Origin of the sequence: Enterovibrio paralichthyis (assembly GCF_019209835.1) — a bacterium.
In the GTDB taxonomy this organism is placed as follows: Bacteria; Pseudomonadota; Gammaproteobacteria; order Enterobacterales; family Vibrionaceae; genus Enterovibrio; species Enterovibrio paralichthyis.
In genome coordinates this window covers 113,194-124,866 of sequence record NZ_JAHUTS010000015.1, presented here as the reverse complement: position 1 = coordinate 124,866, position 11,673 = coordinate 113,194, and the positions used below count along the sequence as shown (strand labels likewise).

General features: G+C 50.9%; 12 protein-coding genes. 8 read left to right on the top strand and 4 right to left on the bottom strand.

The features are described 5' to 3' along the window. Positions 1-166 precede the first annotated feature (166 nt). On the bottom strand, positions 167-1,003 hold the full coding sequence (gene purU / locus KU854_RS16935) for a formyltetrahydrofolate deformylase (protein WP_218359605.1): 837 nt from the start codon (positions 1,001-1,003) through the stop codon (positions 167-169). 151 nt (positions 1,004-1,154) lie between these two features. Here purU and KU854_RS16930 point away from each other — a divergent pair, with 151 nt between their 5' ends. The 6 genes from KU854_RS16930 to rnd all read left to right on the top strand — a co-directional run bounded on the left by KU854_RS16930 (position 1,155) and on the right by rnd (position 8,172). Next, positions 1,155-3,113 carry an ATP-dependent DNA helicase gene (locus KU854_RS16930; RefSeq protein WP_218359604.1) on the top strand — a complete coding sequence of 653 codons (1,959 nt, stop codon included), beginning with the start codon at positions 1,155-1,157 and terminating at the stop codon, positions 3,111-3,113. Next, positions 3,114-3,809, top strand: coding sequence for a tRNA (adenosine(37)-N6)-threonylcarbamoyltransferase complex dimerization subunit type 1 TsaB (tsaB, locus tag KU854_RS16925; RefSeq protein ID WP_218359603.1), 696 nt, complete (start codon positions 3,114-3,116; stop codon positions 3,807-3,809). A gap of 43 nt (positions 3,810-3,852) precedes the next feature. Next, positions 3,853-4,143, top strand: a complete 291-nt coding sequence (locus KU854_RS16920; RefSeq protein ID WP_218359602.1) for a chromosome segregation ATPase — start codon at positions 3,853-3,855, stop codon at positions 4,141-4,143. Positions 4,144-4,237: 94 nt separating this feature from the next. Beyond that, on the top strand, positions 4,238-5,116 hold the full coding sequence (locus tag KU854_RS16915) for an alpha/beta fold hydrolase (RefSeq protein WP_218359601.1): 879 nt from the start codon (positions 4,238-4,240) through the stop codon (positions 5,114-5,116). Between the two features lie 98 nt (positions 5,117-5,214). Continuing rightward, complete coding sequence (gene fadD, locus KU854_RS16910) at positions 5,215-6,909, top strand: long-chain-fatty-acid--CoA ligase FadD (RefSeq protein ID WP_218359600.1); 1,695 nt, start codon at positions 5,215-5,217, stop codon at positions 6,907-6,909. Positions 6,910-7,047: 138 nt separating this feature from the next. Then, positions 7,048-8,172 carry a ribonuclease D gene (gene rnd, locus KU854_RS16905; RefSeq protein WP_218359599.1) on the top strand — a complete coding sequence of 375 codons (1,125 nt, stop codon included), beginning with the start codon at positions 7,048-7,050 and terminating at the stop codon, positions 8,170-8,172. 63 nt (positions 8,173-8,235) lie between these two features. On the opposite strand, the gene minE is transcribed toward rnd, so the two are convergent. The 3 genes from minE to minC are packed head-to-tail and all read right to left on the bottom strand — an operon-like array spanning position 8,236 to position 9,997. Continuing rightward, positions 8,236-8,496, bottom strand: coding sequence for a cell division topological specificity factor MinE (gene minE / locus KU854_RS16900; RefSeq protein WP_218359598.1), 261 nt, complete (start codon positions 8,494-8,496; stop codon positions 8,236-8,238). Between the two features lie 3 nt (positions 8,497-8,499). Continuing rightward, complete coding sequence (gene minD, locus KU854_RS16895; RefSeq protein WP_218359597.1) at positions 8,500-9,312, bottom strand: septum site-determining protein MinD; 813 nt, start codon at positions 9,310-9,312, stop codon at positions 8,500-8,502. Between the two features lie 19 nt (positions 9,313-9,331). Beyond that, positions 9,332-9,997: a septum site-determining protein MinC gene (gene minC, locus KU854_RS16890; RefSeq protein WP_218359596.1), complete on the bottom strand. Its 666-nt coding sequence runs from the start codon at positions 9,995-9,997 to the stop codon at positions 9,332-9,334. 305 nt (positions 9,998-10,302) lie between these two features. Between minC and KU854_RS16885 the strand changes: the two genes are divergently transcribed. Together KU854_RS16885 and KU854_RS16880 are read left to right on the top strand one after the other, a co-directional pair. Then, entirely contained in the window at positions 10,303-10,578 is a 276-nt protein-coding gene (locus tag KU854_RS16885) for a YcgL domain-containing protein (protein ID WP_054778785.1), read from the top strand. A gap of 9 nt (positions 10,579-10,587) precedes the next feature. Then, positions 10,588-11,565 (top strand): lytic murein transglycosylase, encoded by a 978-nt coding sequence (locus tag KU854_RS16880; RefSeq protein ID WP_218359595.1) that lies wholly within the window; start codon positions 10,588-10,590, stop codon positions 11,563-11,565. Positions 11,566-11,673 lie beyond the last annotated feature (108 nt).

Here is an 11,673-nt window from a genome sequence, read left to right as displayed (position 1 = left end):
GGAGGAGGCGATACATCATGTGTTGCCCATTAAGCGAGAAGAGCGAATATACCCGAGAGCCGTGAAGCCTAAGGCAAAGAAATACCCCAATAAAAAGAAAGCCAGTCAGCTTAACTGACTGGCATTAAGCCTGAGGCTCCTTTTTACTGTCTGGTTTCGCTGTCGGTTACAGAATCACTGTTTTATTGCCGTACACAAAAACTTTGTCTTCCAGCACCTGGCTGAGCGCGTTGCTCAACACGGTTTTTTCCACATCACGACCGGCTTTCACCATATCCTCGGCGCTGTAGGTGTGGTCAACGTGCCTGATGTTTTGGTCGATGATTGGGCCTTCATCCAAATCATTGGTGACAAAGTGCGCAGTGGCGCCGATGATTTTCACCCCACGTTCCCACGCTTGGTGATAAGGGCGTGCACCGATAAAAGCAGGCAGGAAGCTGTGGTGGATATTGATGATTTTGCGCGGGAAGCGGGCAACAAAACCAGGGGTCAGCACACGCATAAATTTGGCCAGAACAATGTAGTCCGGTTCATAGCCGTCGATAAGCTCGATAATCTGGTTTTCGTGTGCTTCGCGCTCCAGCCCTTCGTGGCTGACAAAATGGAACGGGATATCGAATTTTTCTGTCAGTGCCTGCAGTTTGTCATGGTTGCCAATGACTGCAGCAATTTCCACGTCTAGTGAGCCATCGTAGGCTTTCATTAGAATATCGCCCAGACAATGGGATTCCTTGGTCACCATGATCACAATGCGTTTGCGACGGTTAGCATTCACCAGTGTACGGTGGCTGCCAGCGGGCAAAGCTTGATCAATATCCATCAGGAATGTCTGGTCGTTGAAAATCCCTTCCAGTTCCGTACGCATAAAAAACTGACCGGTACTGTGGTCTACATACTCATTGTTGTGGATGATATTGAGCTGATGTTTGTAACAGATGTTGGTGATTTTTGCGATGAGGCCCTGTGCGTCTGGGCAATCCGTCAGTAAGGTTTTTCTTTCCATAGAAGCGTACATCTCTGTGTTAAATCTAAATCTTGCCGTTAGTCACGTTTTACTCTGAATTGACCAGAAGGTCAAAGCGTTACCACCTCTGTGGCGATGCGTTGCGATTGTTGGCATAATGCACCCCTTTCAAATACTGTATAAATGACCAATGATTTCGAAGGTTTTCTCCACCACAGGTGCATTGGCTAAGGCCATCTCCGGCTTCCAGCCTCGCCAGCCGCAAACTGACATGGCATTGTCTGTTGAGCGAGCAATCAAAGACAGCACCCAACTGGTGGTGGAGGCCGGTACAGGTACGGGTAAAACCTACGCCTATCTGGTTCCCGCACTGCTTAGCGGCAAGAAAACCATTGTCAGTACCGGTTCTAAAAACCTTCAGGAGCAGCTGTTTCACCGTGATTTACCGCTAATGGTAGAGACGCTCGGCTTTACCGGCCGTGTGGCACTGCTGAAAGGGCGGGCGAATTACCTGTGCCCGGAAAGGCTCAGCCGCCAGATGATCGAAAGCCATGATGGTCATGCTGATCCCACCCTGCTTTCGCAACTGGTCAAGGTGCGCAGTTGGTCGTTAGAAACCAAAACCGGCGACCTTGGCGAGTGTGATGATTTGGCTGAAGACAGCCCAATTATCCCGACGATTACTTCGACTAACGACAATTGCCTTGGCAAAGATTGCCCAAGCTACGAAGATTGCTTTGTGGTGAAAGCGCGCCGACGTGCGATGGACGCTGATCTGGTCGTGGTGAACCATCACTTGTTCATGGCTGACCTTGCCATCAAAGAAACCGGCTTCGGTGAGCTTATTCCTGAGGCGGAAGTATTTATCTTCGACGAAGCGCACCAGATCCCGGATATTGCCAGCCAGTATTTTGGCCAGAGCCTTTCCAGCCGCCAGATTCAAGAGCTTGCCAAAGACATCAACATTGCTTACCGCACGGAACTTCGTGACACCAAGCAATTGGAGAAAGTGGCAGACCGCCTGTCGCAAGCCGCGTCGGATTTGCGCATTGTGCTCGGCGAACCCGGCTTTCGGGGAAATTGGCGCGAAACCAGCACGTCACCTGCGGTTGCCCGCGAGCTGGTAAGGTTAAGTGATGCACTGGAGCTGGCGCATGATGTGATGAAACTGTCGCTAGGTCGCTGCCAGTTGCTGGATGCCGCCTTTGATCGTGCCACCTTGTTCAAGGCGCGTTTTGAGCGCCTGAAAGATACCTCTATTCCAGGATATTCCTATTGGTATGAGTGCAGCCGTCATCACTTTAGCCTTAATATCACGCCACTGTCGGTGGCCGAGAAATTCCGCGAGCAAATCAAGCAGCAGGAAGGGGCATGGATTTTCACGTCGGCAACCCTTGCGGTAAATGACGATTTCAGCCACTTCAGTCACCGCTTGGGATTGGAACCTGCAGAGCAGTTTACCTTGCCGAGTCCGTTTGATTATGAAACCCAGGCCATTTTGTGCGTACCCCGCTTTTTGCCCGAGCCAAACAGTTATGGATTGGCAGACAAGCTGGTGGATATGCTACTGCCGGTCATTAAACAAAACGACGGCCGTTGCTTCTTTCTTTGTACCTCTCATCAGATGGTGCGCGATTTGTCAGAGCGCTTCCGCGAACAGCTGGATTTGCCCGTGTTGGTGCAGGGGGAAACGTCGAAGCAGAAATTACTGGCAGAGTTTTTGGAGCTCGGTAATGCTTTGCTCATCGCCACCGGTGCTTTCTGGGAAGGGATCGACGTTAGAGGGCAGGCGCTGAGCTGTGTTATTATCGACAAACTGCCTTTTACTGCGCCGGATGATCCGCTGCTGAAAGCGCGCATTGAAGATTGTCGCATGCAGGGTGGCGATCCCTTCTCCCAGGTACAGATCCCCGATGCGGTGATCACCTTAAAGCAGGGGGTGGGTCGTCTTATCCGCGACAGAAGCGATCACGGTGCGCTGATCATTTGCGACAACCGTCTGGTAAGCCGCCAGTACGGTGAAACCTTCCTGCGCAGTTTACCGCCAATCCCGCGTACGCGGGATCTGGTAAAAGTCGGCGAATTCCTCGCCGCATTAGACACAAACAGTAACGATGCTGCTGAGAAAACAGCGGCACCTGAGGTGTAAATGACATCCAAAATTCTTGCGGTCGATACGGCCACTGAAAACTGCTCTGTTGCCCTGAAAGTGGGTAATGAAATCATCGCCCGCTGTGAAATGGCGCCGCGTGAGCACACCACTAAAATTCTGCCAATGGTAGACAGCGTGCTGGCTGAGGCGGGTTTGACGCTGAACCAACTGGACGCATTGGCGTTTGGCCGAGGCCCGGGCAGTTTCACCGGTGTACGTATTGGTATTGGTATTGCCCAGGGACTGGCGTTTGGCGCTGAGTTGCCAATGATTGGTGTCTCCACGTTGGCAGCGATGGTTCAGCAGGCGTTTCGTAAGCAGCAGGCCACCCATGTGCTGGCTGCCATCGATGCGCGTATGAATGAAATCTACGTGGGTGGTTACCAGCGTCTGGACAACGGTGACTGGGAAACGGTGGTTGCTGAAGCCGTGACAGCACCTGAAAACTTTAAACCCGAACTGGCAGAGAATGTGTGGTCGTTGGCAGGAACAGGATGGCCGGCTTACCCAGAATTGCAAGGCCAGCTAAACTTAACCGTAAGTGACAGCGGCGTACTTTACCCAGAAGCAGAAGACATGCTTTTGCTTGCACATCATGCCTTTGAGCGTGGTGAAGCGGTAGACGCCGAGCACGCCAGCCCGGTTTACCTACGTGACACCGTGGCATGGAAAAAACTGCCCGGTCGCGAGTAACTCGTTACCCGCGTAAAAACACAATACGGCGATAAGGTTAGCCATGGTTTCAATACACGGACTACCGCAACCCATACAGCGCACCGGAAATACCGGTCGTAAAAAAGTACGTAAGGCTGAATCGTCCCAGGAGTCGAGTCAGCCTTCACCGGTTGCGAAAGCGGTATCACGCGGTATCCGAAACCCTGAGCTGGCGCAGGATGCCCATCAGCATATCCATTACGATCTGCCTGATGGGCGCAGCCGCCACGCGCTCGCCGCCTATATGGACGTGAAGAATCAGGCAAAACGTGAAGAGTTAATGGCACTGTTTGGCGTTGATATCTTTGTCTGACTAACTCGTCGTACCACTTTACCAACCCAGTCTGTGATAGGCTTCGCGCGCTCTCAGAGAGGTGCGGTGCCAGCACGGCATACTGCAGCAAAAAATGGTATTACAAGAAAAACAATTCGCCGTGAGATTTGGCAACCTCGCCGCGCAGGTTCACCTGACCCAACGCAAGGTGCCCACGCTCCTGATGTTACACGGGTGGCAGGACAACAGTGGCAGTTTCGAGCCTCTCGCGCCAACTCTTTCCGAACACTTCGACCTTGTAATGCCTGATTGGCCCGGACATGGACTTTCCGACCATAAAGGTGCTGACAGCTATTACCCCTTTTTCGACTATGTGGATGATCTTCACCAACTGATTTTGCAGCTGGGCGATCGGCCTGTTTATCTGGTTGGTCACTCGCTGGGTGCCCTGGTGGCTTCTTGTTGGTGTGCAGCGTTTGCAGAGCGTGCAAAAGGGTTAGTGATGATTGAAGCGTTGGGACCGATGTCAGAACGTGATGACAAAGTTGTCGAGCGTCTGCGTCAGGGGATCGACAGCCGCCATGCACTGAAACCGCTGCGTGAACTCCCGTCGCTGGAAGCAGCGCTCAAGCTGCGCCGTGGTATCAACAAAGTGGCGATTGAAGATTTAACGCCTCTGGTGACCCGCGGTATCAAGCAGGTCGAGGATGTGTGGCAGTGGCGACATGATGCCAAGCTGAAAGCGGATTCTATTTATAGAATGTCGGCCCATCATGCAGAACACCTCATTCGGGCAATTGATTGCCCGGTATTAGCGATTATCGGCGACGATGGCTACCCGGAATTGAGGAGCCCACTCGCGGAACAACGTAAAGCGTGGTTTAAGAATCTGACCGTAGAAACAGTGGCAGGAACCCATCATTGCCATTTACAGAGTCAGGCAGACACCGCCGCGTTGATCATTGATTTTGTGACCAAACTACATCTCACAGCGTGTGATGATGTTAATTGATTGTTAATCATGGTCTAATTGAGCTTTAAAACGCTCGTTTGAATTTATTGCGTCTGGCGCGGGGGTTAGAACCCGCGGACAAAATTAGGAGATATCAAGTGGATAAGGTTTGGCTTAACCGCTACCCATCAGATGTACCAGCGGAAATCTCTACGGACATGTACCCGTCACTGGTCGAAATGTTTGAAAAATCGGTTCAGAAATATGCCGATCAGACTGCCTTTATTAACATGGGTCAGGTGATGACATTCCGTAAGCTGGAAGAGCGCAGCCGTGCTTTCGCCGCTTACCTGCAAAATGACCTTGGACTGAAAAAAGGTGACCGCGTAGCGGTGATGATGCCAAACCTGCTGCAATACCCAATTGCACTGTTCGGTATCCTGCGTGCGGGCTGCGTAGTGGTTAACGTTAACCCACTGTACACACCCCGTGAACTGGAACACCAACTGAATGATTCCGGTGCCGCGGCGATTGTTATCGTCTCCAACTTTGCCCATACGCTGGAAAAAGTCGTCGACAACACCAGTGTGCGCCATGTGATCCTGACCAGCCTGGGCGACCAGCTGCCACGCGCCAAAGGTACTATTGTTAACTTCGTGGTGAAGTACATCAAGAAGATGGTACCGAAATACAGCCTGCCGCACGCCACCTCTATGCGCAAAGCGTTGCAGAAAGGTCGCCGCATGCAGTATGTGAAGCCGTTTATGAACGGCAACGACGTTGCCTTCCTGCAATATACCGGTGGCACAACCGGTGTGGCGAAAGGCGCGGTATTGACCCACAACAACATGCTGGCAAACGTGAACCAGGCAAAAGCGACTTACGCGCCTGTGTTGAATGAAGGCCGCGAGCTTGTAGTTACGGCACTGCCGCTGTATCACGTGTTCGCGCTGACAGTAAACTGTCTGCTGTTTATCGAAATGGGTGGCCAGAACCTGCTGATCACCAACCCACGTGATATCCCGGCGTTTGTGAAGGAGCTTAAACAGCACCCGTTCACGGCGATCACCGGCGTAAATACCCTGTTCAACGCACTGCTGAACAATGAAGATTTCCATGAACTGGATTTCAGCAACCTGAACCTCACCGTGGGTGGTGGTATGGCGGTACAACGTGCGGTAGCTGAAAACTGGATGAAACTGACCGGCAAACACCTGCTGGAAGGCTACGGCCTGACCGAGTGTTCACCGCTGGTGGCAGCGTACCCTTACGATTTGAAAGCTTACAATGGTTCGATCGGCCTGCCTGTGCCGTCTACCGATGTGCGCATCGTGGACGAAGAAGGCAAGGTGCTGACAAACGATCAGGTCGGTGAATTGCAGGTGAAAGGCCCGCAGGTGATGCAAGGTTACTGGCAGCGTCCTGAAGCCACCCGCGAAGTGTTGACTGAAGATGGCTGGCTGTCGACCGGTGATATCGTGAAGTTCGACGAAGACGGCTTCCTGCACATTGTCGACCGCAAGAAAGACATGATTCTGGTATCAGGTTTCAACGTTTACCCGAACGAAATCGAAGACGTCGTTGCACTGCACGGTAAAGTGCTGGAAGTGGCGGCGATTGGCCAGCCTCATGAAACGTCTGGCGAAATCGTGAAGATCTGTGTGGTTAAACGCGACCCAAGCCTGACCAAGGAAGAGCTTCTTGCGCACTGTCGTGAACACCTGACAGGTTACAAGGTACCGAAAGTGGTCGAGTTCCGTGAAGAGCTGCCGAAAACCAACGTCGGTAAGATCCTGCGCCGTGCTTTGCGCGAAGAGCAGGAAGCGAAAGACGCGAAAAAAGAAGAAGCGTAATCCTGAATGCGCTTAAGCGTCTAAGCGCGTACAATGAGGTTATGCCTTTGAAAACATGCTGGCTCAGGCCGGCATGTTTGCTTTTTGCTTCCTATGAACTTTCCTTTGCCGGACAGGCAAAAAACACTGGAAAACAGCGTGAATTTTGAAATTGTAACTGAGCTTTCCCAACTTGAGCGCGTGTGCGAAAGGGCGCGTCAAGTGCCTGTAGTCATGCTGGACACTGAGTTTGTCCGTACCCGCACGCTTTATCCAAGACTGGGTCTTATCCAGCTTTATGATGGTGAGACGCTGTCGCTTATCGATCCGATTGAGCTGGAGGATATGTCTCCGTTTGTCGCGCTGTTGACTGACACCTCCGTGAAGAAAGTGCTGCACGCCTGCAGTGAAGATTTGGAAGTGTTCCACCACTGCTTTGGTGTAATGCCAACCCCGATGGTGGACACCCAAATCATGGCAGCATTTTTGGGACACGGCCTTTCAACCGGTTTTGCATCATTGGTTGAAGAGTATCTGGTTGTGACGCTGGACAAAGGCGAGGCGAGAACCGACTGGTGTGCGCGTCCGCTGACGTCAAAACAGCTTGAATACGCAGCGGCAGATGTTTACTACCTGCTGCCGCTATACAACCTTCTGGCAGAACGTGTTGCGGATTCAGGCTGGGAAGAGGCCGTGACTCAAGAGTGTGAACTTCTAGTGAGCAAACGCGGGAAATCACCGGAACCGGAAAAAGCGTATCTGGATATCAAAAATGCCTGGCAACTGCGCCCGAACCAACTCGCGGTATTGCAAAAGCTTGCAAGCTGGCGTTTGAAGGAAGCACAGCGTCGTGACCTTGCCCTGAACTTTGTCGTGAAAGAACTGCATCTTTGGAAAATGGCGCGCTTCAACATCCGTTCATTGGACAAAATGGCGGATGAAGGTTTTGACCGTTTTGAGATTGAACGCCATGGCAGCCGCCTGATCCGTATGGCGCAGGAGGCGGATAAATTGCCGGTGTCCCGTCACCCTGAAGCGATCGTACGCCTAGTAGATATGCCCGGTTACAAGCAAATGGTTAAGAATATCAAAGACCAGACTAATGCAGTTGCGGAAAACCTAGGCGTGGTTCCTGAGTTTGTGGGTTCCAAAAAGCAAATCCACCAAGTACTGAAGTGGGCGTGGGTCAACGACCGCAACCCGGAAAAGATGCCGGATATCCTGTCTGGCTGGCGTAAGCCTTACTTGGCAGACAAAGTGCTGTCGGCACTGGACAAAGCGTAAAAAAAACCGGCGAAAGCCGGTTTTTTATTTGCTCTAGGGTCAACAGATCCTAGCAAAAGAAGGTTACTTATCGTCCGGGAGCGTGACGTTAAGCTCCAACACCGACAAATCGTCATCGCGCTGCTCTAGGGCGACAGAGACCTGCTCCGGTGCGATGTCCACATACTTGCGGATCACCTCAAGGATATCCTGCTTGAGCTGCGGCAGATAAGAAGGCCCAGGGCTTCCGGCACTGCGGCGCTCTGCCACAATGATCTGCAAGCGCTCTTTAGCCAGTGAGGCGGATGCCTGTTTTTTCGGTCGGAAAAATTCCAGAAGTGCCATTTATCACCCCCCGAACAGTCGCTTCAAAAAGCCTTTCTTCTCTTCCTCCAGGAAGCGGAAAGGACACTCGTTGCCTAGCAGACGGCTGATCGCGTCTGCGTAAGCCTGACCTGCGTCAGATTCATTATCAAGGATCACCGGCTCGCCTTTGTTAGAGGCGTGAAGCACTGATGGGCTTTCCGGGATAACACTCAACAGTGGAATGCGCAGGATTTCTTCAACGTCTGCCACGCTCAGCATCTCGCCACGTGTTACACGCGCCGGGTTGTAGCGGGTCAGCAGAAGGTGTGTTTTCACTGGCTCTTCACCATTCTCAGCGCGGCGTGATTTGGAATCAAGAATACCCAGGATTCGGTCAGAGTCGCGTACGGAAGAGACTTCAGGGTTGGTGGTTACAATGGCTTCATCTGCAAAGTACAGCGCCATCAGGGCGCCGGCTTCGATGCCTGCAGGGGAGTCACAGATAATGAAGTCAAAGCCCATGGCTTTCATATCTTCAAGCACACGGCCAACGCCTTCTTTGGTCAGTGCGTCTTTATCACGGGTTTGCGATGCAGGCAGGACGAAAAGGTTTTCAACACGTTTGTCTTTGATAAGTGCCTGGTGCAGGTTCGCTTCGCCGTTGATGACGTTAACAAAGTCATAAACCACGCGGCGCTCACAGCCCATGATCAGGTCAAGGTTACGCAGACCGATATCAAAATCGATAACAGCGGTTTTTTTGCCAGCAAGGGCAAGGCCGGTAGCAATAGCAGCACTGGAAGTGGTTTTGCCCACGCCGCCTTTACCGGAAGTGATTACGATAATTCGAGTCATTCCTCAATCCTTTGGAAAATTAGAGTGTGAGGTGTTCAATATTTAAAGAGTCGTTTTGCAGCGAAACTTTTACCGGTCGGGCAGCGAACTGCTCCGGAATGGTTTCACTCAGCCAATAAGTCCCTGCAATCGACAAAAGCTCAGACTGCAGGTTCTGGCAAAAAATGTGCGATTCGTTTTGGCCGCTCGCACCGGCAATAGCGCGGCCGCGTAGAACGCCGTAAATGTGAATGCTGCCATCAGCAATCACTTCTGCGCCAGCACTGACGTGATTTAATACCACCAGATCCGCATTTTTCGCGTAAACCTGTTGCCCGGAACGGATAGGCGTGGTGATCACTTTGGTAGGCGTTTGCAGGGGTTCATTTACCCTTGCTGCCTGCTTGGCAGGCTGCATCACGGCCAGTCCTGCCAGACGGGCTGCTTCACGCACGGCATTTTGTTTACAGCCAGTTACCCCAACAACCAACATGCCGGTTTTTTCGATGGTTGCTTTAAGCTGGACAAAGTCCGGCTGGTTATGGAGCCTGGAAATATCGACGACAACAGGGGCGCCATCGAAAAATGCCGGTGCCTGGCTGACTTTTTCAGACAGGATTTGCATTGCGCCGTCGAGATTGTCATCCATCAAATGAAGGACAGAAAGAGTAAATGAACTGCCTTTGAGTTCAGCGTTTTTCGTCATTGGTCGTTATCCAGCTGGCACGCAGTATATGGTTATGACAACAGCAAAGCGCATTCAATCCCGAATTATGTCACCAGAAAGTAAAGGTTTGCATTCGCGGGGAATAAAGCGGCGTACGTGCATTATCAGACAGTGTTCTGCATGGTATATTCATGGCATCTTTGCGGCAAGCGCCAACACGGGATGTGGTGCTTTAATCGCCGAATTCATTACGATTTTCTAAGCGATTTCTCTTAATCGGGAAGTGGATAAAAAATGATGGTTTGAGATGGTCACATTTCAGACACCAGAATGAGAGGTACAAGGTGTATTGCGCAATTTATAAAAGCAGCAAAAAGGAATCGACCTATCTTTACATTAATCGTAAAGATGACTTCAGCGAGGTGCCTGAGAAATTGTTACAAACTTTCGGGAACCCTCAGTTTGTCATGATGGTCAATCTAGACAAACGTGAAAAATTGGCGATTGCAGATATCAAGAAAGTGCGTGAAAACCTCACTAATGATGGTTTTTATCTGCAACTGCCTCCGCCGCCGGATGCGGTGTTGCAACATATTCGTCAAAAAAATACCAAGTTATAAAGGAGCGCTATGCGTAAAGGATTAATTGGGAGCCTGATAGGGGTTGCATTGTCTCTGGCGGCGCCCGCCATGGCTGAGAAGCCTAGCTTTGAGTCCTATATAGAAGGGCTAAAAAAGGAAGGCAGTGAGAAGGGCTATTCGCCAGAGCTGCTGGATGTGGCCTTTTCCGACATTACTTACCGTGAGCGCGCAGTGAAAGCTGACAGAAACCAACCGGAAAAACGCCTGACACTGGATGAATATATTCCCCGTGCGGTACCGGATTGGAAAGTGGCTAAAGCGCGTCGTTTATATGAAGAAAACTACGCGGATTTAAAACGTATTGGTGAAGCCTATGGTGTTCAGCCTCGTTTTCTGGTCGCCCTTTGGGGGGTTGAAAGTAATTTCGGCGCGCTTATGGGGAACTTTAATGTTGTTGAGGCTTTGACCACTCTGGCTTATGACGGCCGTAGGGAAGCCTTTTTCCGCAATGAAGTCTTTTCAGCATTAACTATTTTGCAGCAAGGCCATATCTCACCAAAAGATATGAAGGGGTCATGGGCAGGCGCCATGGGCCAGTGTCAGTTTATGCCAAGCTCTTTTATCTCGTTTGCTGCCGATGGCGATCTTGATGGTAAAAAAGATATTTGGAATACCAAGGCTGATGTTTTTGCCTCTTCTGCCAATTATTTAAAAAATGCCGGCTGGGATGATGAATACACTTGGGGCAGACAGGTTTCTGTTCCAAAAGGATTCAATAAAGATTTGTCAGGGCTTGGTCAGGAAAAGGCAAAATCATTAGCAGAGTGGCAGGCATTAGGTGTGCGTCGATTGAATAATACACCGCTACCGGATGTGGATATTCAAGCTTGGCTTATTCAACCTGATGATGAATTTGGTCGAAGCTACCTGGTGTATGGTAATTATCAAAGCCTGATGAAATGGAACCGTTCGCATTACTTTGCGTTAGCCGTAAGCCATTTGGCCGATCGCATTAAGTTTGGTTAGAAAAGGTGAAGCCCTGAAGGCTGAATCAAAAACGGTATCCGCTCTCAATGCTGAGAAGTTTGGGGCGATTTTAAATAAATAAAAAAGGAGCGAAAGCTCCTTTTTTGT